This window comes from Streptomyces albireticuli (genome assembly GCF_021228125.1).
In the GTDB taxonomy this organism is placed as follows: domain Bacteria; phylum Actinomycetota; class Actinomycetes; order Streptomycetales; family Streptomycetaceae; genus Streptomyces; species Streptomyces albireticuli.
Genome location: NZ_JAJQQS010000008.1, coordinates 303,593 through 326,406, shown reverse-complemented (window position 1 = coordinate 326,406; position 22,814 = coordinate 303,593). Strand labels below are relative to the sequence as shown.

At 74.8% G+C, this 22,814-nt stretch carries 20 protein-coding genes; 9 read left to right on the top strand and 11 right to left on the bottom strand.

The genetic code is table 11. The features are described from left to right. The first annotated feature begins 82 nt into the window (after positions 1-82). Positions 83-961, top strand: a complete 879-nt coding sequence (locus LUZ64_RS17665) for a LysR family transcriptional regulator (RefSeq protein WP_095579030.1) — start codon at positions 83-85, stop codon at positions 959-961. An 89-nt stretch (positions 962-1,050) separates the two neighbouring features. Here LUZ64_RS17665 and treY read toward each other — a convergent pair whose 3' ends face one another. Together treY and glgX are read right to left on the bottom strand one after the other, a co-directional pair. Further along, entirely contained in the window at positions 1,051-3,477 is a 2,427-nt protein-coding gene (gene treY / locus LUZ64_RS17660) for a malto-oligosyltrehalose synthase (protein WP_095579031.1), read from the bottom strand. A 42-nt stretch (positions 3,478-3,519) separates the two neighbouring features. After that, complete coding sequence (glgX, locus tag LUZ64_RS17655; RefSeq protein WP_095579032.1) at positions 3,520-5,646, bottom strand: glycogen debranching protein GlgX; 2,127 nt, start codon at positions 5,644-5,646, stop codon at positions 3,520-3,522. Between the two features lie 414 nt (positions 5,647-6,060). Here glgX and LUZ64_RS17650 point away from each other — a divergent pair, with 414 nt between their 5' ends. The 4 genes from LUZ64_RS17650 (at position 6,061) to LUZ64_RS17635 (ending at position 10,677) form a co-directional block, all read left to right on the top strand. Next, positions 6,061-7,311 (top strand): DUF5919 domain-containing protein, encoded by a 1,251-nt coding sequence (locus tag LUZ64_RS17650; RefSeq protein WP_095579033.1) that lies wholly within the window; start codon positions 6,061-6,063, stop codon positions 7,309-7,311. A 170-nt stretch (positions 7,312-7,481) separates the two neighbouring features. Beyond that, positions 7,482-8,213 (top strand): 3'-5' exonuclease, encoded by a 732-nt coding sequence (locus tag LUZ64_RS17645; RefSeq protein WP_095579034.1) that lies wholly within the window; start codon positions 7,482-7,484, stop codon positions 8,211-8,213. 160 nt (positions 8,214-8,373) lie between these two features. After that, complete coding sequence (treZ, locus tag LUZ64_RS17640; RefSeq protein WP_372471951.1) at positions 8,374-10,245, top strand: malto-oligosyltrehalose trehalohydrolase; 1,872 nt, start codon at positions 8,374-8,376, stop codon at positions 10,243-10,245. Positions 10,246-10,380: 135 nt separating this feature from the next. Beyond that, positions 10,381-10,677: a hypothetical protein gene (locus tag LUZ64_RS17635; RefSeq protein WP_095585159.1), complete on the top strand. Its 297-nt coding sequence runs from the start codon at positions 10,381-10,383 to the stop codon at positions 10,675-10,677. 33 nt (positions 10,678-10,710) lie between these two features. Here the strand turns inward: LUZ64_RS17635 and msrB are convergent, their stop codons facing one another. From msrB to LUZ64_RS17615, 4 genes are all read right to left on the bottom strand, one after another. Beyond that, complete coding sequence (gene msrB / locus LUZ64_RS17630) at positions 10,711-11,118, bottom strand: peptide-methionine (R)-S-oxide reductase MsrB (protein ID WP_095585158.1); 408 nt, start codon at positions 11,116-11,118, stop codon at positions 10,711-10,713. A 32-nt stretch (positions 11,119-11,150) separates the two neighbouring features. Continuing rightward, complete coding sequence (gene murC / locus LUZ64_RS17625) at positions 11,151-12,548, bottom strand: UDP-N-acetylmuramate--L-alanine ligase (RefSeq protein ID WP_095585157.1); 1,398 nt, start codon at positions 12,546-12,548, stop codon at positions 11,151-11,153. 349 nt (positions 12,549-12,897) lie between these two features. Next, entirely contained in the window at positions 12,898-13,527 is a 630-nt protein-coding gene (locus LUZ64_RS17620) for a response regulator (protein WP_095585156.1), read from the bottom strand. Continuing rightward, a complete protein-coding gene (locus tag LUZ64_RS17615; RefSeq protein ID WP_308251408.1) occupies positions 13,524-14,795 on the bottom strand; it encodes a sensor histidine kinase in 1,272 nt (423 codons plus the stop codon). The genes LUZ64_RS17620 and LUZ64_RS17615 overlap by 4 nt, the downstream gene beginning before the upstream one ends. A gap of 172 nt (positions 14,796-14,967) precedes the next feature. Between LUZ64_RS17615 and LUZ64_RS17610 the strand changes: the two genes are divergently transcribed. Beyond that, on the top strand, positions 14,968-16,032 hold the full coding sequence (locus LUZ64_RS17610; protein WP_095584792.1) for an ABC transporter permease: 1,065 nt from the start codon (positions 14,968-14,970) through the stop codon (positions 16,030-16,032). Beyond that, positions 16,029-16,745, top strand: coding sequence for an ABC transporter ATP-binding protein (locus LUZ64_RS17605; RefSeq protein ID WP_095584793.1), 717 nt, complete (start codon positions 16,029-16,031; stop codon positions 16,743-16,745). Before LUZ64_RS17610 ends, LUZ64_RS17605 begins: the two co-directional genes overlap by 4 nt. Before the next feature lie 31 nt (positions 16,746-16,776). On the opposite strand, the gene LUZ64_RS17600 is transcribed toward LUZ64_RS17605, so the two are convergent. Together LUZ64_RS17600 and LUZ64_RS17595 are read right to left on the bottom strand one after the other, a co-directional pair. Next, the gene (locus LUZ64_RS17600; RefSeq protein WP_095584794.1) at positions 16,777-17,247 is read right to left on the bottom strand and encodes an indole-3-glycerol phosphate synthase; all 471 of its coding nucleotides are present in this window, start codon (positions 17,245-17,247) and stop codon (positions 16,777-16,779) included. Positions 17,248-17,404: 157 nt separating this feature from the next. Next, positions 17,405-18,220: a pyrimidine reductase family protein gene (locus LUZ64_RS17595; protein WP_095584795.1), complete on the bottom strand. Its 816-nt coding sequence runs from the start codon at positions 18,218-18,220 to the stop codon at positions 17,405-17,407. Between the two features lie 71 nt (positions 18,221-18,291). Between LUZ64_RS17595 and zapE the strand changes: the two genes are divergently transcribed. Together zapE and LUZ64_RS17585 are read left to right on the top strand one after the other, a co-directional pair. Further along, complete coding sequence (zapE, locus tag LUZ64_RS17590; RefSeq protein WP_095584796.1) at positions 18,292-19,416, top strand: cell division protein ZapE; 1,125 nt, start codon at positions 18,292-18,294, stop codon at positions 19,414-19,416. 65 nt (positions 19,417-19,481) lie between these two features. Then, entirely contained in the window at positions 19,482-20,360 is an 879-nt protein-coding gene (locus LUZ64_RS17585; RefSeq protein WP_372471943.1) for a polysaccharide deacetylase family protein, read from the top strand. 116 nt (positions 20,361-20,476) lie between these two features. Here the strand turns inward: LUZ64_RS17585 and LUZ64_RS17580 are convergent, their stop codons facing one another. The 3 genes from LUZ64_RS17580 to LUZ64_RS17570 all read right to left on the bottom strand — a co-directional run bounded on the left by LUZ64_RS17580 (position 20,477) and on the right by LUZ64_RS17570 (position 22,643). Beyond that, positions 20,477-20,665, bottom strand: a complete 189-nt coding sequence (locus tag LUZ64_RS17580) for a hypothetical protein (RefSeq protein WP_095584801.1) — start codon at positions 20,663-20,665, stop codon at positions 20,477-20,479. A 56-nt stretch (positions 20,666-20,721) separates the two neighbouring features. Beyond that, the gene (locus tag LUZ64_RS17575) at positions 20,722-21,390 is read right to left on the bottom strand and encodes an ABC transporter (RefSeq protein WP_095584797.1); all 669 of its coding nucleotides are present in this window, start codon (positions 21,388-21,390) and stop codon (positions 20,722-20,724) included. Between the two features lie 245 nt (positions 21,391-21,635). Then, positions 21,636-22,643: an ABC transporter ATP-binding protein gene (locus LUZ64_RS17570; RefSeq protein WP_095584798.1), complete on the bottom strand. Its 1,008-nt coding sequence runs from the start codon at positions 22,641-22,643 to the stop codon at positions 21,636-21,638. Between the last annotated feature and the right edge of the window lie 171 nt (positions 22,644-22,814).

Genomic DNA, 22,814 nt, shown 5'->3' with positions numbered 1-22,814 from the left:
TCGATCGATTCGATGAAGCCTCTTCATGAGCCATGAGGGGCTCTTCGTGAGCCCTCTTCACGGGGCCCGCCAGGGAGGACGCATGAGCCTGCGGCAGATGGAGTACCTCGTCGCGGTGGTCGAGGAGGAGTCCTTCACCCGCGCCGCCGAGGCGCTCAACGTCACCCAGTCCGCCCTCTCCCACCAGATCAAGGCCCTGGAGCGGGAGGTAGGCGGCCCGCTGCTGGAGCGGCGCCCCCGGGGCATCGGCCTCACCCCCATGGGCCGCGCCTACCTGCCGCACGCCGAACTCGCGGTGCGCAGCGCCGAACAGGCCCGGCGCGCCGCCAAGGCCGCCGCCGGCGCCGCCGGCGGCGAGCTGCGCATCGCCTCGCTGCACGCCCTCGCGGTCGGCGTCATGCCCCCGGTCTTCGCCCGCTGGCGAGACGCCCACCCCGCCGTACGGCTCCACCTCCACGAGTACGCGACCACCGAGGAGCTCCGCGACCACATGGAGCGCGGCATCGCCGACCTCGCGATCGGCCCCCGCCCCGACGGCTGGCCCGGCCCCGTCGTCTCCCTCGGCATGGAGCACATCGCCCTGATCACCCACGCCGACGACCCCCTCGCCGCCCGGCCCGGACCCGTGTCGGTGGCCTCCCTCGCCGACCGCGCGTGGGTGCGCTGCGCCCTCGAACCGGTGATCCAGGGGCGGCGCTGGCTCGACTGGGTCTGCGCCCAGGGCGGCTTCGCGCCCCGCACGGCCGTGTGGACCGAGCACTCCTCCACGGCCGTGCGGATGGCCGTCGCCGGGCTGGGGCTCGTCGCCGCCCCCGTGCACATGGCCCGCGACGTGCCCGGCGCCGTCGTCCTCCCCACCGACCCGCCCTGGTGCCGCGAGCAGACGGCCTTCTCCCGCGTCGAGCTCACCGGCACCACGGCCGCCTTCGCCGGCCTCTGCCAGGAGCTGGCCTTTCCGTAGCCGGCCGGTCAGCCGCGCACCGGCAGCGCCACCGGTCGGTCACGGACGGGCAGCGCCACCGGTCGGTCGCGCACCGGCAGTGCCACCCGTCAGTCGCGTACCAGCAGCGCCACCGGCCAGCCGTCCAGCAGCTCCGCCAGCCCCACCCGTCCCGTCACGGCACGGTCCGTCAGCAGCTCCCGCCAGCGGCCGCCGCCCGGCAGCTCCAGGGCCGTCCCCCGCCAGCCGCCCGCCTCCGCGAGCCGCCCGCGCAGCCGCGTCGCGACGGAGACGGCCGCCCCGGACCGGACGAAGGCCACGCAGTGCCCGGCCGCCGGGCCGAGGGCGGTCAGCGGGGTGTACGAGCCGTCGGCGCCGAACCACTCGGGGTGCGCCCGGCGCAGCCGCAGCGCGGTCCCCGTCAGCCGCAGCTTCTCGGCGGACAGGCCGGTGTCCCCGGCGCCGGGGAAGTCGGGCACCCGCCGGTTGTCGGGGTCGACCAGGGCGGTGCGCAGGCGCTCGGTGCCCATGTACACCTCCGGCACGCCCGGCATGGTCAGGTGCAGCAGCGCCGCGCCCAGCGTGTTGGCCCGTACCGCCGGGGCCAGGGCCTCCTCCAGCGGCCCGAGCTCCGCGTGGGCCGGGCCGCACGGCCCCGCGTGCGCGTACGCCTCCACCGCCGCCTCGTACGCGGCGTCCGGCTCGGTCCACGTGGTGCGCAGCCCGGCCTCCCGGACGCTCTTCAGCAGGGCCGGGGCCAGCCGTTCCGGGTCGGGGGTGCCGAGCCCGAAGACGCTCTGCCAGGCCAGCCACGCCACGTGCCGGTCCGGCGCGGCGTCCCCGGGCACCCCGCCGTCCGCCGAGCCGTCCGCCACCCGGTCCATCAGCTCGCCCCACCGGTGCGGGAATTCGCTCAGCGCGGCGATCCGGGCCCTCAGGTCGGCGCTGCGCTTGGTGTCGTGGGTGGACAGGACCGTGCCGGTGGCCGGCCAGTCGCGCTGGATCCGGGCGCAGTAGGCGTGGAAGTCGGCGGGCGCCACCGACGGGCGGTCCGGGACGCCGCCGACCTCCGTGGCCGAAAGCAGGGGCGCGTGCCGGTAGAAGGCGGTGTCCTCCACGGACTTGGCGCGCAGCGCGGACGCGGTCTGGGCGAACCGGGCGCAGAAGTCCCGGTGCTCCGGCCCGGCCCCCAGGCGGCCCAGGGCGGCGTCCCGGACGGTCTCGACCACCAGGGCCTCCTCCGGCACGGCGAAGGCCGCACGCGCCCCCTGCGCCGCCTGGTCCAGCAGTGTGGCGTCCACGGGCGTGACCGGCTTCCCCGGTACCGCGTAGGGCCGGTAGACGGGCAGCCGGACGAGGATCTCGCGCAGGGCGGTGCGCAGCGCCCAGGGGGCGTGGTCGCGCAGCGGCAGCGAGGTCTCGCAGACCCGTCCGGCGGTGCGCACCAGCCGTTCGACCTCGGCGGCGAGCTCATGGGTGATCACCTTGTACGCGGCGCGCCGCTGCGTCGCGGGCCAGTCGCCGCCCCGGTCGGGCGGCAGGCCGGTGAAGGCGCGGTAGCGGGCGCCCAGCTCGGCGGCGCCCGCCGGGTCGACGAACAGGCCGTCGAGGTGGCGCAGGGCGTCGTAGCCGGTCGTCCCGGCCACCGGCCAGCCCGCGGGCAGCCGCTCGTCGCCGCTGAGGATCTTCTCCACCACCGTCCAGCGGCCCTCGGTGGCCTCGGCGAGCCGGCGGAGGTAGCCGGCCGGGTCGGCGAGCCCGTCGGGGTGGTCGACGCGCAGTCCGTCGAGCACGCCCTCGCGCAGCAGCTGGACCACCTTGGCGTGGGTGGCGTCGAAGACCTCGGGGTCCTCGACCCGGACCGCGATCAGCTGGTTGACGGTGAAGAAGCGGCGGTAGTTCAGCTCCGTCCGGGCCAGCCGCCACCAGGCCGGCCGGTACCACTGGGCGTCCAGCAGCTCGGGCAGCGGCAGCCGCTCGGAGCCGGGTCGCAGCGGCAGGACGTGGTCGCGGTAGCGCAGCACGTCGCGGTCACCGCCGCCGTTCCCGCCGCCTTCCGTGGTGCCGTGTTCCACCCGGAAGTGCGCCAGCTCGTCGCCCAGCCGCCCGGCCAGCACCGGCAGCAGCACCTTCCCGCCGTGCTCCGACCAGTCGATGTCGAACCAGCGGGCGTACGGGGACGCCGGCCCGTCGCGCAGCACCCGCCACAAAGGGCCGTTGAGCCGCACGGACGCGGGCACGGCCATGTGGTTGGGGACGATGTCGAGGATCAGGCCGAGCCCGTGCGCCCGGGCGGTCCGGGCCAGCGCCCGCAGTCCCTCCTCGCCGCCCAGCTCCGCCCTTACGGCCGAGTGGTCGGTCACGTCGTAGCCGTGGCGGGAGCCCGGCACGGCCTCCAGCACGGGGGAGAGGTGCAGGTGCGACACCCCGAGGGCGGCGAGGTGGGGCACTGCCCGCTCGGCGGCCCGGAAGGGGAAGCCGGGCTGGAGCTGGAGCCGGTAGGTGGCGGTCGGCGGCGCGGCGGTGTCGGGCGTCATGGGAACGTACGTACCCACTACGGGCGCCGTTGTCGCGGCGGACTACGCCGGGCGCTGCAACACCGTCAGGCTGCGGTCCGTCAGCGTCAGCCGGTCGCCGGCCTGGACCTTGGGCCCGTCGGTCTCCACGCCGTGCGGGCGGGCGGTGTCCACCACGACCTGCCACTGCCGGCCGTGGTCCACGGGCACCACGAAGTCCAGCGGGGCGTCGTGCGCGTTGAACATCAGCAGGAACGAGTCGTCGACGATCGGCTCGCCGCGTGGGCCCGGCTCGGAGATCGCGCCGCCGTTGAGGAAGACCGTGAGGGACTTGGCGTGCGAGGCGTGCCAGTCGCGCTCGCGCATCTCCTCACCCTCATGGGTGAACCACGCGATGTCCGAGAGCTCGTCGTGCGTGCCCTGCACCGGGCGGCCGTGGAAGAAGCGGCGGCGCCGGAAGACGGGGTGGTCCCGGCGGAGCCAGACCATGGCGCGGGTGAACTCGAGCATCCGGCGCGCGCGGGCGGAGGAGCCGTCGGAGGGGTGCGGCCAGCGCACCCAGGAGATCTCGTTGTCCTGACAGTAGGCGTTGTTGTTGCCGAGCTGGGTGCGCGCGAACTCGTCGCCGTGGCTGAGCATCGGCACGCCCTGCGACACCATCAGGGTGGCGACGAAGTTCCGCATCTGACGCTCCCGGAGGTCGAGCACCCCGGGGTCGTCGCTCGCTCCCTCCGCCCCGCAGTTCCAGGAGCGGTTGTGGCTCTCGCCGTCGCGGTTCTGCTCGCCGTTGGCCTCGTTGCGCTTGTCGTTGTACGAGACGAGGTCGTGCAGGGTGAAGCCGTCGTGGCAGGTGACGAAGTTGATGGAGGCCAGGGGCCGCCTGCCGTCGCCCTGGTAGAGGTCGGAGGAGCCGGTCAGACGGGAGCCGAACTCGGCCAGGGTCGCGGGCTCGCCCCGCCACAGATCCCGGGACGTGTCCCGAAATTTACCGTTCCATTCGGCCCACAAGGGGGGAAAGTTCCCCACCTGATAGCCGCCCTCCCCGACGTCCCACGGCTCGGCGATCAGCTTCACCCGGCTGACGACCGGGTCCTGCTGTACCAGGTCGAAGAACGACGACAGCCGGTCCACCTCGTGGAACTGCCGGGCCAGCGTCGCCGCCAGATCGAAGCGGAAGCCGTCCACCCGCATCTCGGTCACCCAGTAGCGCAGCGAGTCCATGATCAGCTGGAGTACGTGCGGGCTCCGCATCAGCAGGGAATTGCCGGTGCCGGTGGTGTCCATGTAATAGCGCGGGTCGTCCGCGAGCCGGTAGTACGAGGCGTTGTCCAGCCCCCGGAAGGAGAGCGTCGGCCCCAGGTGGCTGCCCTCCGCCGTGTGGTTGTAGACCACATCCAGAATGACCTCGATGCCCGCCGCGTGCAGCGCCCGCACGGCCGACTTGAACTCCAGCACCTGCTGACCCCGGTCGCCCCAGGAGGCGTAGGCGTTGTGCGGGGCGAAGAACCCGATGGTGTTGTAGCCCCAGTAGTTGGCCATCCCCGCGTCCACCAGCCGGTGGTCGTGCACGAACTGATGGACCGGCATCAGCTCGATCGCCGTCACCCCCAGCTCGGTCAGGTGCTCGATGACCGCCGGGTGCGCCAGGGCCGCGTACGTCCCCCGGATCTCCTCCGGCAGGGCCGGGTGGCACATCGTCAGGCCCTTCACATGGGCCTCGTAGATGACCGTACGGTGGTAGTCCGTCCGCGGCGGCCGGTCGTCACCCCAGTCGAAGTAGGGATTGACCACCACCGACGTCATCATGTGCGGCGCCGAGTCCATGTCATTGCGCTTCTCCGGGCGCCCGAAGTGGTAGCCGTAGACGGCCTCGCCCCAGTCGACCTCCCCGCTCACCGCACGCGCGTACGGGTCGAGCAGCAGCTTGGCGGAGTTGCAGCGCTGCCCGCGCTCCGGCTCGTACGGGCCGTGTGCCCGGAAGCCGTAGCGCTGACCTGGCATGACGCCCGGCAGATAGGCGTGCCGTACGAACGCGTCGCTCTCGCGGAGCTCCACCGCCGTCTCCGAGCCGTCGTCGTGCAGCAGGCACAGCTCGATCCGCTCGGCGGCCTCGGAGAAGACCGCGAAGTTGGTGCCGGCGCCGTCGTAGGTGGCGCCGAGGGGGTACGCCTGTCCCGGCCAGACCTGCATGAGTCGACTTCTTCCCGTTCGTCGTAGGGGGTGCTCGGGACCGAACCGGCATCCTTGCCCAACCGGAGCCCTCGAGCCGCCCTTTCGGCAGATCTTCCCCAAAAGGAGCGCACCCACGGCTCCCTTCGGCTCGTCCGACCGGGTGACCGGCCCGTACCGGCCGCTGACCGGCCGGTTCCGCCCCACCCGGCGCGGCGGGTCCCTCCGGCTCGCCGACAGGCCGTCAGCGACCCGCCCGGGGAACCGTCGTGGACCTGCCGCTATGAAACCGCTCACTACCGCCGCGCGGGCCCGGGACAACACCTACGAAGCACGGGAGAGTTGATGGAGGACCCTTCGCGTCCGGGTGCAGGGGCCGCCGCCCGCGCAGTAGTCTGCCTTGATCGTTGGACGGGGGCGGAAGGCGGTGCACTGGTGAGCTCGGGCGGGCTGGAGCTGCCCTCTGGAGACAGTTGTCCCGGGGGAGACGGTTCGGCCGACGCACCACCCGGCGCGGTCTCCGTGGCGCGGCCGATGGAGATCGGCGCGGCACTGGACTGGGACGCCGACGCGTGGGGAGAGGTACGCACCCGCGCGCGGCGGGCCGGGCGTGCCTACATCTGGCTGAATCTCGTCGAACAACGGCTGCGGGCGGTCGTCGCCGCCGTGCTGCGGCCGGTCTACGAACCGGTCCACGGCGAGGACGAATGGGTGGTCGCCGCGGCCGGCCCGGCCGGCCAGGAGTGGGTGCAGCGGGCCGTCGCCGTCCGGGAGGTCAGCCGCCGCAAGGGCTATCTGCTCGACCCGGCAGACGACAACGTCCTCAGCTTCCTCACCCTGCCGCAGCTGCGCGAGCTGCTCGTCCAGCACTGGCCGTGCTTCGAGCCGTACCTCGACGACCGCCGCGAGCTGGAGCTGGCGCTGGACGAGCTGGAGGTCACGCGTAACGTCGTCTCCCGCAACCGCGCGCTGTCCGAGACGGTCCTCGCCCAGGCCGAGCGCGCCTCGGCCCGGCTGCTGAACATCCTCGGCGGCGGCACGGGCGCGGGCGCGCCCTCGGCCGACCGGCTGCCCATCGACGCGGTCGAGGACCTCGTGGGCGACCGCTACGCCGATGTGGTGGGCGTCCATCCCGACCGGGTGCGCCTCCAGCGGCAGCTGCCCGTGGAGGACCTCTTCGGCAGCGCCCGCCGCCTCGACGCGGTGGGCATAGGCCTGAACCTCCTCGTGCAGAACTACTCCGGGCGGCGGCTCGTCCGCCTCGCCGAGTCCGGCTGCCGGGCCCGGCTGCTCTTCCTCAACCCCGCCAGCAGCGCCGTGCGGCGGCGCGAGCGGGAACTGGGGATCAAGAAGGGCGAGATGAGCCGGTCCGTCGAGATGAACATCATGCACATGCGGCGGGTACGGGACCGGCTGCGGGACACCGCGGCCTTCGAGATCCGCGTCTTCGACGAGACGCCGCGCTTCACCGCCTATCTGGTCAACGGCGACGGCTCGGACGGCCTGGCCGTCGTCCAGTCCTATCTCCGCAAGGCCCGGGGCATGGAGGCCCCCGTGCTGGTGCTCCGCGGCGGCGGCAACGTCCTGCGGGACAACCGGTCCGCCGACGACGGCACGCACGGCCTCTTCGAGACCTACCGCGAGGAGTTCGAGAGCGTGTGGGTGGACTCGCGGCCGGTGTCCTGAGCCGGCCGGAGGGGCTCCGGGGGCGGCCGGCCCGGACCGCCGGGCCGTCCGCGCGCCGGTCGGCGCGGACTCCCGGGGCCTCCGGTGCGCCTGACGGGCCATGGGACGTTGTCAGTGGGGCGTGCGACGCTGGGGACCAGTCGGGGGAAGCACCACGAAGGGGGAGCGCCATGGGGTGGCATCAGGAGTCGCTGATCGGATTCGACCTGGAGACGACGGGCACGGACCCCACCGAGGCGCGCGTCGTCACGGCCGCCGTCGTCGAGACCAAGGCCGGCGAGGTCATCGGGCGCCGGGAGTGGCTGGCCGACCCGGGCGTCCCCGTCCCGGCCGAGGCCGCCGCCGTCCACGGCGTCACCACCGAGCGCGCGGCGCTGGGCAGGCCGGCCCGTGAGGTGGTCGAGGAGATAGCGGCGACCCTCACGGCGCACTGGGCCACGGGCGCGCCCGTCGTCGCGTACAACGCCTGCTTCGACCTGTCGCTGCTGGCCGCGGAGCTGCGCCGGTACGGGCTGCCGTCCCTGGGCGAGCGGCTGGCGGAGGCGGGCATGACGGGCATGACGGGCATCACGGGAGGGGAGACGGGGCCGGTCGTCGACCCGTACACGATCGACCGTGCCGTCGACCGCTACCGCAAGGGCAAGCGCACCCTGGAAGCGGTCTGCGGGGTGTACGGCGTGGTGCTGGACGACGCGCACGAGGCGGGCGCGGACGCCCTCGCGGCGGTCCGGGTCGCCCGCGCGGTCGCCGAGCGGTATCCGGACATAGCGCGCCGGGACCTGTGGGAGCTGCACCGGGACCAGGAGCGGTGGTACGGGGAGTGGGCGGAGTCGTTCCAGGGGTGGCTGCGGCGCAAGGGGGATGTGGGGGCGGTGATCGATCCTCGGTGGCCGTTGCGGTGACGGTCGGGTGTGCGGCTCGGTGGGGGCGGGGGTGCGGCTCGGCGGGTGCGGTGTGCCGCTGCGCGGGGCCTTGTCCCCTCCCCGCCCCTTCCCGAAACCGAGGGCGAGCCCCCGGGCCCCCTTCCGCGCTGACGCGTGGTGTCCTCAAGCGCCGGACGGGCTGATTTCAGCCCGTCCGGCGCTTGAGGACCGGGGTCCGGGGCGGAGCCCCGGTTCGGGAAGGGGCGGGGTGGGGAAAAAGCCCCGCGCAGCGGCAACCGTCGTCGAGAGGGGCCGGACCGTGCTGTTCGAGGTGTGGGCGCCGGAAGCGCAACGCGTCACCCTGGCCCTGGACGGCCACGAGCACCCCATGGCACGGGACCCGGCCCGCACCGGCTGGTGGCACCGCACCGCTCCCGCCGCGGAAGGCGCCCGCTACGGCTTCGCCCTCGACGGCGGCCCCGTACTGCCGGACCCGCGCTCGCGCCGGCTGCCCGACGGGCCGGACGGGCTGTCCGCCGTCGTCGACCCGGACCGCTTCGTCTGGCGGACGGACCGGCCCTGGGCACCGCTGGCGGGCGCGGTCCTGTACGAGCTGCACATCGGCACGTTCACCCGCGAGGGCACCTTCGACGCGGCTGCCGGCCGGCTGCCGCACCTGGCGGAGCTGGGGATCACCCATGTGGAGCTGATGCCGGTGTGCCCGTTCCCGGGCACGCACGGCTGGGGCTACGACGGGGTGGCCCCGTGGGCCGTGCACGAGCCGTACGGCGGCCCGGCGGGGCTGGTCCGGTTCGTGGACGCGGCGCACGCGGCGGGTCTGGGCGTGGTCCTCGACGTGGTGCACAATCACCTCGGCCCGTCCGGCAACCACCTGCCCGCGTTCGGCCCGTACTTCACGGACACCCACCACACACCGTGGGGGGCCGCGGTCAACCTGGACGCGCCCGGCTCGGACGAGGTCCGCGCTTACCTGACCGGCAGCGCCCTGGCCTGGCTGCGGGACTACCGCCTCGACGGGCTGCGTCTGGACGCGGTGCACGCGCTGGCCGACACCCGGCCCAAGCACTTCCTGGCCGAGCTGTCCGGAGCCGTCGACGCGCTGGCCGCGCGGCTGGGCCGGCCTCTGTTCCTCATCGCCGAGTCCGACCTCGGCGACCCGGCGACGACGGCGCCGCGCGAGGCCCGCGGCCAGGGCCTGCACGCCCAGTGGAACGACGACTTCCACCACGCGCTGCACACCGCGCTGACGGGCGAGTCCCAGGGCTACTACGCCGACTTCGCCGCCGATCCCGCGCACGCCCTGGCCAAGACGCTGGCGGGAGGCTTCTTCCACGACGGCGGCGTCTCCTCGTTCCGCGGCCGCCGCCACGGCCGCCCCCTCGACCCGGCCTCCCCCGCGCACCGCCTGCTCGGCTACGCCCAGACCCACGACCAGATCGGCAACCGCGCGGTCGGCGACCGGCTGTCGGCCCGCCTCTCCCCCGGCCTGCTGGCCTGCGCGGCGGCGCTCGTGCTGTGCGGGCCGTTCACCCCGATGCTGTTCATGGGCGAGGAGTGGGGTGCCCGCACGCCCTGGCAGTACTTCACCGACCACCCGGACCCGGACCTGGCGGAGGCCGTACGCACCGGACGGCGCCGGGAGTTCGCGGCGCACGGCTGGGCCGCCGAGGACGTTCCCGACCCGCAGGACCCCGCCACCCGGGAGCGCTCCTGCCTGGACTGGACGGAGCCGACCCGGGAGCCGCACCGGGCGCTCCTGGAGTGGCACCGGACGCTGATCGCGCTGCGCCGCGCCACGCCGGGACTCACGGCCGGCCCGCTCTCGGACACCGACGTGACGGTCACCGGGGACCTGGTGACAGTGGTGCGCCGGGGCGGCCTGTGCGTCGCCGTCAACCCGACGGGCGGCCCGGCCGAGGTCCCGCTCGGCGGCCCGGACGGCGGGCCGCCCGAGGTGCTGGCGGCGTGGCGCCCGGTGGAGCTGTCCGTCACCGGCGGCGCGCGGTCGCTGCGGCTCCCGGCGGAGTCGGCGGCCGTGCTGCGCGGCTGAGACAGGGCGTGGGCACGGTCCGCGTTGCGGCGGGAAACCGTCCGCGGGACCCTGGAGTAGGGCGTATCCGCGCCTGAGTGTGCGCGGAGCCGGAGCGCCGGGTGCGGTGCGTCGCACCAGAGGGAGTGAGACGCCATGCGCACTCTGCTCAGGGCCCGGATGGACACCCGCGCGGGGAACGAGGCCATCAGGAACGGCTCGATGCCCGAGGCGATCCAGGCGCTGATGGACCAGCTCAAGCCCGAGGCCGCCTACTTCACCGCGATGGACGGCGGACGCACCTGCATCCTCGTCTTCGACATGGAGGACTCCTCGCAGATGCCCGTCGTCGCGGAGAAGCTCTTCCTCGACATGGAGGCCGAGGTCGAGATGCACCCGGTGATGAACTACGACGACCTCAAGAAGGGCCTGAGCTCCCTGTCCAGGGGCTGACCCCGGCCCGTACCGGACCGGGGGCCCACGGGCTCAGCCCTCCGCGGGCTCCAGACGCAGGGAGATGCTGTTGATGCAGTAGCGCTGGTCGGTGGGCGTGGGGTAGCCCTCGCCCTCGAAGACGTGTCCGAGGTGCGAGCCGCAGCGGGCGCAGCGGACCTCGGTGCGGACCATGCCGTGCGAGCGGTCGTCGATCAGCTCGACGGCGGCGGAGTCCTTCGGGTCGTAGAAGCTCGGCCAGCCGCAGTGGCTCGCGAACTTCTCCGTGGACCGGAACAGCTCGGCGCCGCAGGCGCGGCAGGAGTAGACGCCCTCCGTGGTGGTGTCCGTGTACTCCCCGCGGAAGGCCGGCTCCGTGCCCGCCCGGCGGAGCACCTGGTACTCCGCCGGGGTCAGCTCGGCGCGCCACTGCTCGTCCGTCTTCTCGACCTCGTACGCCATGTCGCGCGCCCCTTACGTTCGTGCTGCCGGTGTCAGCTTTCCAGGCGGGCCAGGATCTTCGGACCGAGGTCCGTGACGTCACCCGCGCCCATGGTCAGAACGAGATCGCCGGGGCGGGCCATTCCCGCGACGACGTCCGGGATCGCCGCCATGTCGTGCTCGGGGCGCACATCGGCGCCCGTGGTCCGCGCGGCGTCGATGATCAGCTCGCTGGTGATGCCGGGGATCGGGTCCTCGCGGGCCGGGTAGATGTCCAGGACCACGGAGGCGTCGGCCAGCGCGAGGGCCTGGCCCATCTCGGTGCCCAGCTCCTGGGTGCGGCTGAAGAGGTGCGGCTGGAAGACGACGAGGATGCGCGAGCCGGCGTCGACCGCACCGCGGATGGCCTCCAGGTCGGCGGTCATCTCGGTCGGGTGGTGGGCGTACGAGTCGATGACCTGGACGCCCTTGGCCTCGCCCTTGAGCTGGAGGCGGCGCTTGACGCCGGTGTACTTGCCGAGCGCCGAGGCGAGGTTGTGGACCGGGATGCCGAGCGCGACGCCCGCGGCGAGGGCCGCCACGGCGTTGTGCGCGTAGTGGCTGCCGGGCACGGAGACGGTGAAGGTCAGCATCTTGCCGCCGAGCAGGACCGTGACCTCGCTGGTCAGGCCGCGCGGGTTGATCTTGAGGACGCGGACGTCGGCGTCCTCGGCGGTGCCGTAGGTGACGACCTCGATGTCGTAGCGGCCCGAGACCCGCTCGGTCAGTTCGCGGGCGCCCGCCTGGTCGGCGGAGACGACGAGCGTGCCGCCGGGGCGGATCCGGCCGACGAAGGTGTCGAACGACTCGTAGATCTCGTCCATCGACGCGTAGTTCGCGTGGTGGTCCAGCTCCACGTTGAGGATGATCGCGACCTCGGGCGCGTACTTGTGGAAGCTGCGGTCGCTCTCGTCCGCCTCCGCCACGAAGATCTCGCCGCCGCCGTGCAGGGCGTTGGAGCCGGGGGCGCCGAGGTCACCGCCGATGGCGTACGAGGGGTCGAGGCCGAGGGCGTCGAGGGAGACCGCGAGCATGGAGGTCGTGGTCGTCTTGCCGTGGGTGCCGGCGACGGCGATCGGGCGCAGGCCGTCCATCAGGCGGGCGAGGGCGTCCGAGCGGTGCACGACGGGGATGCCGCGCTCGGCGGCGGCCGCGAGCTCGGGGTTGTCGGCGCGGATGGCGCTGGAGACGACGACGCAGGTGGCGTCCTCGGCCAGGTGCTCGGCGGCGTGGCCGATGTGCACGGTCGCGCCCAGGGCGCGCAGGGCCTCGGCGGTCGCGGAGTCCTTGGCGTCGCTGCCGGCGACGGCCGCGCCGCGCTGCGCGAGGATCTTCGCGATGCCCGACATGCCGGCTCCGCCGATGCCGATGAAGTGAGGTCGGTCCATCGTCGTGGGGACGGCCGGTGCCATGTGCGGTGCTCCCTGGGGTCGGCAAAGGTGGATACGGCTTAGCGCCCCCGATTGTTGCACCCGCCGCCGCCGACCTGATCCACGGGCGCCCGGTATCACCTCGTACGGGTGTTTCGGCGCCGCCACCGGGACCGGCCGGCAGCCGTCGGGGCCGCGCTGTCCGGCGGTCGGCGAGCGCGGGCGGGGCCCTGGGCGGAAACCCTGCCACGCGGGCGTACAGGGGGTGACGGGGGTGGAGCTGTTCCGCTCTCCCCCGCGTTCCCCTTCCGCGGCCGCCCGGCCCGGCTCTGTCGGCGCGTGGGACGGTCAGCGGTCTCCGGGGCCCCGCGGGGGACTCCGCCCCGCCGCCTCACACCGCCCGGATCAGCCCCGCCGCCAGCCCCGCCGCGATGGCCGCCGTGCGGCTGTCGACGCCGAGCTTGCCGTAGAGGTGCACGAGGTGGGTCTTCACGGTCGCCTCGCTGATGAACAGGCGGCGGGAGATCTGCTTGTTCGCCAGGCCCTCGGCGAGCAGGCCCAGGATCTCGGCCTCGCGGGGCGACAGCGTCGGGCGGCCGGCCCGCACCCGGCCCAGCAGGCGGGCGGCGACGGGCGGGGCCAGCACCGTCTCGCCCCGGGCCGCCGCGTGGACGGCCGTGGCGACGTCCTCGGGCGGCGCGTCCTTGAGGAGGTAGCCCGTGGCACCGGCCTCGACCGCGGCGAGGATGTCGGCGTCGGTGCTGTAGGTGGTGAGGATCAGCACGGCGGGCGGGTCGGGCAGGGCGGTGATCCGGCGGGTGGCCTCGACGCCGTGCATGCCGGCGCCCATCTGGAGGTCCATCAGGACCACGTCGGGCCGTACGCCGTCCTGGAGCAGGCGCAGCGCCTCGGCGCCGTCCGCCGCGTCGCCGACGGCCTCGACGTCGGGCAGGTCGTCGACCATGGCGCGCAGCCCGCGCCGGACGACGGGGTGGTCGTCGACGAGCAGGACCCTGATCACGCGGCCTCCGGGGTGTCGGCGGCACCGGGTCCGGCCGGGGAGGGGGCGGCGGTGCGTACGGGCACGGTGGCGGCGACCGCGGTGCCCTCGCCGGGGGCGGACTCGACGGTCAGGGTGCCGCCGAGCTCGGCGATGCGCTCGCGCATGCCGTGCAGGCCGAAGGTGCGGCGGCCGTCGGCGGGGCCCCGGCCGGGGGTGAAGCCGACGCCGTCGTCGTAGATGTCGAGGGTGACCTCTCCGTCGAGGTAGGAGAGGGTGACGGCGGCGTGCTCGGCGCGGGCGTGGCGGGTGACGTTGGCCAGCGCCTCCTGGGTGAGGCGGAGCAGGGCCACCTCGGTCTCGACGGGGAGGGCGCGGGGCTCGCCGTCGAGGCGGAAGGCGGCCGTGGGGGCGGTGCGGGCGGTAACGCGGCGCAGGGCCTCGGGCAGCGGGGTGTCCTCCAGGGCGGGCGGGGTGAGGGCCCGGACGAAGCGGCGGGCCTCGGCGAGGTTGTCGGCGGCGGTCCGGCCGGCCTCGCGCATGTGGGCGCGGGCCGTCGCGGGGTCGGCGTTCTCGGCGGCGCGGGCGAGCAGGACGATGCTGGAGAAGCCCTGGGCGAGGGTGTCGTGGATCTCGCGGGCGAGGCGCTGCCGTTCGGCGAGCCGGCCTGCCTCCCGCTGGGCGGCGGAGAGCTCGTCCCGGGTGCGGACGAGGTCGTCGATGAGGCTCTGGCGGCGGGCGCTCTCGCGGTAGAGGGCGGCGTAGCCGTAGGCGGTCAGGACGGCGACGACGGCCCCGGCGACCGGTCCGATGACCTTGGCCGCGGTGAGCCCGCCGGGCGCGGTGGCCTGGGCGGCCACGACGGCGGCGGTGCTCGCGGCGACGGCGGGCAGCGACCAGCGCACCGGCAGGGCGTGCAGGAAGTGGAAGAACAGCGGGAAGGCGACGTAGCTGAAGCCGTGGTCCAGGGCGAGGAGCGCGAGCCACAGCGCGGTGACGCCGGTCAGCCACAGGCCGGGGCGGGCGGTGCGGCGCACGACGCCCGCGCCGTAGGCGGCGGCGAGCAGGAGGCCGAGGGCCGGGACGGCCGGGGGCTTCCCGAGGAGGGAGGGGCCGAGGGCGAGGGCGAGCAGGGCGTAGAACGCACCGTGCAGCGCGAGGCGGACCAGCCGCAGCGACGGCGCCTCGGCGGCGGCCGCACCGGCGCGTCGCCGCGGGCGGGAGCGCGCGAGGAGGACACGCGCGCGGGCGCGCGGTGCCGTCGCGTGGGGAGCGGGGGTCGGGGTCACCCCATCGAGCGTACGGCTCCCGGGCGTCGGGCCCCTCCGGAAGCCCCTCAACCGTTCGATTGATTTTCGGGTGCACCGGACGGACCGGGTACGGACCAGTCCTTGCCCTGATGGCGGCGCGGCCCGCGCGCGGCACCGTGGAGGGGTCCTGATCAGAACCCGGGAGGGGTCCTTGTTCGTCGCGCTCCGTGACATCCGTTTCGCCCGGGGGCGGTTCGCCCTCATGGCCACGGTCGTCGCGCTCATCACCACCCTGGTCGTCTTCCTCTACGGCCTGACGGACGGGCTGGCCCGCGAGGCCACGTCGGCCGTCGCACGCCTGCCCGCCGACCGCGTGGTCTTCGGCGCGCCCGCCGGGGCCGAGCCGGAGGTGTCGTTCTCGAACAGCACCCTCGACGCCGGGCAGGTACGGGCCTGGCGCACGGCGCCCGGGGTCCGGGAGGCCGAGCCGCTGGGCGTGGCGATGACGCGGCTGACGGCGGGCGGCAAGGCGGAGTCGGTGAGCGCGTTCGGCACGTCCGGGCGGCTGCGGCCCCCGCTCGTGACGGGTGGGGCGCCCGGGGACGGCGGGCTGGCGGTCGGCGAGCGGGTCGCCCGCGAGGCGGGGATCCGGGTGGGCGACCGGGTCACGCTCGGCGCCGAGGCACTGACCGTCTCGGGGATCACCGCGGACCGGAGTCACGGGCACGCGCCGAGCGTGTGGACGACGCTCGCCACGTGGCAGCGCGTGAGCCACCAGGCCGGGCCGACCGCGCTCGCGGTCACGGGCCGGGGCGGCCCCTCGGGGGACGCCGCGCGGACGACGACGGCGGTGCCGGTCGCCGAGGCGCTCGACGGGATCGACGGCTACGCGGCCGAGCACGGCACGCTCCGGCTCGTGCAGGGCTTCCTGTTCGTGGTGAGCGCGCTGGTGGTGGGCGCCTTCTTCACGGTGTGGACGGTGCAGCGGCGCCCGGAGGTGGCGGTGCTCAAGGCCGTGGGGGCGAGCGGCGGCTATCTGGTGCGGGACGCGCTCGGGCAGGCGGCGGTGGTCCTGGTGGCCGGTGCGGGCCTGGGCGCCGCGGCGGGCGCGGCCGGCGGGGCGCTGGCCTCGGCGGCGGTCCCCTTCGAACTGGGGGCGGCCACGGTGGCCGTACCCGTGGCGGCGATGGTGCTGCTGGGGCTGGCCGGCTCCGCGCTCGCCGTGCGCCGCATCACGTCCGTGGATCCGCTGACGGCGCTGGGAGCCAACCGATGACCAGGAATGTCCCCTCTTCCCAGGAGCCGCGGTCCGGCGCCGCCCTCACCCTGGAGGACGTCACCCTCACTTATCCGGACGGCGACCGCCCGCTGACGGCCCTGGACGCGGTGTCCCTGGCCGTGGCCCCCGGCGAGCTGGTGGCCGTCGCCGGGCCGTCCGGTTCCGGGAAGTCGAGCCTCCTCGCCGTCGCGGCGACCCTGCTGCGGCCCGGCGCGGGCCGGGTCACCGTCGCGGGCCGGGACACGGCGCGGATGACCGACCGGGAGCGCACGGCGCTGCGCCGCGAGCGGATCGGCATCGTCTTCCAGCAGGCCAACCTGCTGCCGTCGCTGACGGCCGAGGAGCAGCTGCTGGCCGTGACACACCTGCGGGGCGGGCGGGTGCGCGAGGCCCGGGGCCGGGCGGGCGAGCTGCTGGAGTCGGTGGGCCTGGACGCGGCGAAGCGGCGCCGCCGCCCGCACCGGTTGTCCGGTGGCGAGCGGCAGCGCGTGAACATCGCCCGCGCGCTGTTCGGCGGCCCGGCCGTCCTGCTGGTGGACGAGCCGACCTCGGCGCTGGATCACGAGCGCGGCGAGCGGGTGGTGGAACTGCTGGCCGACGTGACGCGCCGGCACCGCACCGCGACGGTGCTGGTCACGCACGACCGGGCGCTGCTCGGCCGGGCCGACCGGGTGCTGGTGATGCGGGACGGCCGGCTGGCGGAGGCGTGACCGCCACCCGCCCGCGTGCTTCCCGCCGGGGTCACTCCTCGTCGTTGTGGGCGTAGAGCTTCAGCACCGGCACGCCGACCTTGTGCCGCGCCCGGGAGGCCCAGTCGCGGTGGAAGAACTCCTCGACCAGGTGCGGGGCGGTCAGCACGATCACTTCGTCGGCGTGGGTCTGGTCGACGACCGACCGCAGCAGGTCGAGCGGGTGCCCCTCGATCAGCTGGCCGACGGCCTCGCAGCCGGCGTCCCGGAGGGAGCGCAGCGAGTGCTCGAGGGCGAGGGCCGCCGGGCGGCGGGCCTGCTCGCCCTCGGGCTCGTCGGCCTCGTGGACCGCCTGCTCCAGCTCGCCGAGGGCGACGTCGTCGATGGCGCGCAGCAGCCGGTCCTCGGCACCTCTCGGCTGCATGAGGACGATGAAGGACATCGTGTCGTCGTGAAGGGTGGTGACGAAGTCGACGTCCGAGGCGGACAGAGGTTGCTCGATCATCAATACGCTCGTGAACACGGTGGAAGCCCTTCTCCTTCGTGGGCCACCGGCCCAACAGAAACCATCCTGCGCGTGCCCCCCTGGGCCCGCCTGTTTTGATCACGTGCCCCTCGGGGCGCGTTCGACTCAATTCTGCCCATCGGCGGGTAACCGGAAGAGGAAATTCCGCCGATTGTCAGATCTGGTGGTACCGGGTGAAGAGGAAACCCGATTCTTCTATGACCGAGGCCAGGGTGAATCGTTCCGGCACCGCGACGGGCGGGCCGCTCACGATCCGGTCCGCCGTACCGGAGACCGTCACCGGGGCCAGCGACAGACACAGCTCGTCCAGCGCGCCCGCGGCCACGAACTGGCCGAGGAGCCTCGGCCCGCCCTCCGTCAGCAGCCGGGTCAGCCCCCGCTCGGCCAGCACGCCGGGCACCCGCGCGGCGTCGACCCGCCGCCCCTCGCCCGCCACGACCACCTCGGCACCGGCCTCGCGGGCCGCGCGGACCCGGTCCGCGGGCGCGTCCGCGCCGGTGAGGACGAGCGTGGGCACCAGCGGCGCGGTGAACAGCGGAAGCGAGAAGTCCAGGTCGAGACCGGCGCTCACGACCGCGATCGCCGGCGCGGGGCCCTGCCCGAGCGCCGCCCGCCGCGCCGCGAAGGCCTCCCGTGCCCGCGCGGGCCGGTACCCCTCCTTCCGTACGGTCTCGGCGCCCACCACCACGGCGTCCGCGAGGCCCCGCAGGGTGCCGAAGATCCGCATGTCGGCCTTCGAGGACAGCGGCTGGGAACGCCCGTCGTGGTGGGCGGCGCCGTCGAGCGAGGAGACCATGTTGGCGCGCAGCCACGCCTTCCGGGGCCCTCCCCCGCCCACCCCCTGCCCGCCGGGCGCCCCGGGCGTGACGGGAGCCTCGGGGTACGCGTAGGCCTCGGCCAGTTCGGCCAGGTCCCAGGTGCGGTCTTCGATGTCGGACGGGGTGAGCGGGTGGGGGAACAGGCGTCGCATAGGCCGCAGTGTGACATGCCTCGCTGTTCCCGGGCCCGGAGCCCGGCGGACAGCGACTAGGCTGGAGAGCTGTGTCGTCCTCCACCGCATCCGCCTCAGGCGCCCCGGGTACCACCGGCGCCGCCGACCCGATAGCCGGGTCGGCCACCGGCTCCCCGATCGCGCTCACCTCGCGCGCCCCGCACGTACCCGCCGACCGTCTGGTCGCCGAGATGGTGCCGCCGCCGCGCTTCGACTCGGTGCGCTTCGACAACTACATACCGGACGCCAAGCAGCCCAGCCAGGCCGAGGCCGTCCAGGTGCTCGGCGGCTTCGCGGCCGGTCTCGGCGGCGCGAGCGCGAGCGGCACCGGCCGCAAGCGCTGGTTCCGGCGCGAGGCGAAGCCCGCCGCCGGCCCGCGCGGCGTCTACCTCGACGGCGGCTACGGCGTCGGCAAGACCCACCTGCTGGCCTCCCTCTGGCACGCCACCCCCGCGGCGCCCGAGCACAAGGCGTTCGGCACTTTCGTGGAGCTGACGAACCTGGTCGGCGCGCTGGGCTTCCAGCAGACCGTCCGCACCCTCAGCGACCACCGGCTGCTGTGCATAGACGAGTTCGAGCTGGACGACCCGGGCGACACCGTCCTCGTCTCGTCCCTGCTGGGCAAGCTCGTCGAGGCGGGCGTGGCACTGGCCGCCACCTCCAACACGCTGCCGGGCAAGCTCGGCGAGGGCCGCTTCGCGGCGGCCGACTTCCTGCGCGAGATACAGGGCCTGTCCGCGCACTTCCGCCCGCTGCGCATAGACGGCGAGGACTACCGGCACCGGGGCCTGCCGCAGGCCCCGGTGCCGTTCGACGACGACACCGTCACCCGTACGGCGTACGCGACCGCCGGCGCCTCCCTGGACGACTTCCCGTCCCTCCTCGACCACCTCTCCAAGGTCCACCCGAGCCGCTACGGCGCCATGTGCGACCCCGTGCGGGCCGTGTGCCTGACGGGCGTGGAGCCGGTCGGCGACCAGTCCACGGCGCTGCGGCTGGTCGTCCTCGCGGACCGGCTGTACGACCGGGAGGTGCCGGTGCTGGCTTCCGGGCGGCCGTTCGACGAGCTGTTCAGCGAGGAAATGCTGAACGGCGGCTACCGGAAGAAGTACTTCCGGGCGATTTCGCGGCTGACGGCGCTGGCGCGGGACGCGAAGTCGCTGGTGGTGGAGTAGAGGGTACGGCGGGGGCTTTCCCCTACCCCCCTGACGGTGCCGTCCGGCGGACATAAGGTGCTGCGGTGCACTCGCCGACTCGTATCGTCCGATCGTTCGCCGCTCTCGCCCTCTGCGGGAGCCTGGCCGCCTGCGGCGGCGGTGGTTCCGGGAAGTCCTCCGCCGCCGCGGGCACGCCGGCCGCCCCGGCCTCTCCGACGGCCGCGCCTCCCACCCCCGCCGCCTCGCCCGAGGCGTCCGCCGCGCCCACCCTTCCCGTGGGGTCCGACGGCCGGGCCTCCGTGTTCTTCCACGGGAAGCGCGGCGGTGCGAAACGCGTCGCCCTGACCTTCGACGCCGACATGACCTCGGACCAGGGCCCGCGGGCCGCGCGCGGCGAGCGGTTCGACAACCCCGAACTGATCACGACGCTGCGGAGGCTCAAGGTGCCCGCCACGGTCTTCATGACCGGCCGGTGGGCCGAGCAGTACCCGGACCAGGCCCGGTCCATCGGCGGTGACGCCCTCTTCGAGGTCGCCAACCACTCCTACAGCCACCACGCCTTCTCCACCCCCTGTTACGGGCTCCCGGTCGTCCCGCGCGGCGGCGCCCGGGCCGACGTGGAACGCGCGTCCGCGGCCTTCCGTACGGCAGGGGTGCGGCACGCGGTCCCGTACTTCCGCTTCCCCGGCGGGTGTTACGACGAAGCCGCGCTGCGCGCCGTCGCGCCCGCGAAGGTGACGGCCGTGCAGTGGGACGTCGTCAGCGGTGACGCCTTCGCCAAGAAGGCGGGGCCGGTGGCGGACCAGGTGCTGGCGCAGGTCAAGCCCGGTTCGGTCGTGGTGATGCACTGCACGCGCAGCGCGGCGCCCACCACGGAGGAGGCGGTGCGGCGGATCGTGCCCGAGCTGAGGGCGCGGGGCTACGAGTTCGTACGGGTCTCGGATCTGATCGCCGGGACCTGAGCCACGGGCGGCCGGGGCGTTCGCGGACCACCGGAACGGGCCGGTCCGCACCGGTCCGAGCCGAAACCGGAGCCGGAGCCGGGCCGGGATCGGAATCCGGCGCGCTCCCGCTCCCGTCAGCCCGAGCAGGCCGTGCGCTGCGCCTCCTGCCACTCGCAGACAGGGCAGAGCGTGACGCCCGGCCGCTCGGCCGGGTACTCCGTGGGCTCGCCGCAGTGCACGCAGTCCGCGAAGGCCGCGGGGGCGGCAGGGGCCACTGGGGCGGCAGGGCTCCCGTCCGTCCGTTCCGTGCCCGTACGCTCCATGTCTTCCTCCGTCCGTCCGCGCGTCCCTCCATCGTCGCCCATCGCCCGTTCCCTCCTCACGCCCGTCGCCCGGCGAGCGCGCACGCCCCGGCGACCGCCGCCGCCGTCAGCGCCAGGGCTCCGGCCAGGGGAAGCGGCGAGAACGGCACCGTCCCGCTGCGGGAGCCGGTGACGAGGCCGGTCACGGCGGCGCGCGCGGGTGAGCCTCCGGCGAAGAGGACCAGGATCGCGGCGAACCCGGTCGACGGCACCGCCCAGGCGGTGCTGCGCAGCACCGGCCGGTTGCACAGGGCGCCGACGGCCGTGCCGAGCAGGGCGCAGGCGACGGCCGCCGCCAGACCGGCCGCGGTGGCGGGCCAGAGGTCCACCGGGACCTGGTGGTCGGCGCTGCGCGGGTCGCCGATCGCGGCGACGACGGCGGTCCCCGTGGCGGCGAGCGCCGTGGAGGCGCCCAGCGCGGTGAGGATCCCGGCGAGGTGCACCCGGCCGGGACCGGCCGCGGCGGCGGCGCAGTCGCGGGCGGCGGGCGGCTCGTTGGTGACGCACACCCGGACCAGCCAGGCCGCCACGGGCAGCAGTACCCCGGCGGCGTAGCCGAAGGAGTCCAGGACCGGTTCCCCGTGCTGGACCCCGATGACCATGAGGATGCCGTAGAGCATCAGCGGCGGCAGCCAGCGGTGCGAGCGCCACAGCAAGGCGGCCTGGTAGCGGAGGAGTGCGGTCATCGGGCGGCTCTTCTCGGCGGCGGTCGGGCGGCGGGCAGGGGGTGGGGAAGCGGACGGTTGTCACGGGCGCGGGAAGCCGGTGACCGTCACAGGGGTCGGTGGACCGGCGGGGCGTTCACCGGGACGTCCGGATCGGCGGGCGTCACGGGAGCGGCGGCCCGGCGGGCATCACACGGGCAGCGAACCGTCAGGCACCGCAGGGACGGTGGCCGGTAGACACCGTGAGGGCGGCGGGTCGGCGTGCGTCACGCGGGCGGCGATTCGGTCGTCGGCGACGGCGATCCCGCGGAACTCGCCGGCGGCGGGTCTACGGGCCTCACCGCGTGGACGTGCCAGGCGGGCCGGGCCGTGAGGAGGGCTCGTAGCAAGGCGTCCGAGTGGGCGGCCACGACCGTCAGCCGCACGGTGCCGGGCGGAACGGGGGAATCCGCGGGCACGAGGGCGGGGGCGCCGGGCAGGCCCTCGGGCAGCGGGGCCCCGGCCGGGCCCTGGGCCTCGATCAGGACCCTCGGGCCGGCGAACTCGGCCAGGACCCGTGGGTCCCGTGGGTCGGCCTCCGCCAAGCCTCGCGAACCGGCATCGGCCGGTCCCCCCGGCCCCGCCCCGGTGGAAGCCCCGGCCGCGTCCACGGCCCGCTCCGTCGTCAGGCGGCCTCCCGCCACGCGGTGGACGGCGTCGGCTGCGCCCCGCAGGGACGCGGCGAGCCGGCGCGGGTCGTGGTCGACGAAGACGACCGTGCCCCCGGCGGCCACGCGGCCGGTGACCGCGTCGTCGAGGAGGGTGCGCGAGTCGCGGTCCAGGCCGGTCCACGCCTCGTCGAGGACGAGCAGTTCCGGGTCGGCGAGGAGGGCCTGGGCCACGGCGACCTTCTGGCTGGTGCCCTTGGACAGCTCGGACAGGGACGTACGGGCGTGCCGCCCGGCGCCGAAGCGCTCCAGCCACTCCTCGGCGCCCCGCGCGGCGGCCGCCCGGCCGAGGCCGTGGACGCGGCCGAGGTGGGTGAGGTAGCCGGCGGCGGTGAACGGCAGGGCGGCCGGGAACCGTTCGGGGACGTACGCTGTGCGCGGGCGGCCGGTGATCCGGCCGGCCGTCGGGGTGTCGATGCCCGCGAGCAGGCGCAGCAGGGTGGACTTGCCGCTGCCGTTGGCGCCCTCGACACGGAGCAGGGCGCCCCGTGGCAGGTCGAGATCGACGTCGCGCAGCACCCACGGCCCGCGCAGCCCGTACCGGCGTCCGACCCCCCTGAGTCTCATGCGCCCACAGTAACGGGCGAGACGGTCCGTTCATCTGACGGCTGGCAGACTGGGGGCGTGACCAGCCCTGACACCCGCCCCGAGACCGGCCCCGAGACCCGCCCCGCGACCAGCGGAACCCGCCCCGAGACCCGCCCCGAGACCGGCGGTCCCGCCACCGGCGACGCCGCT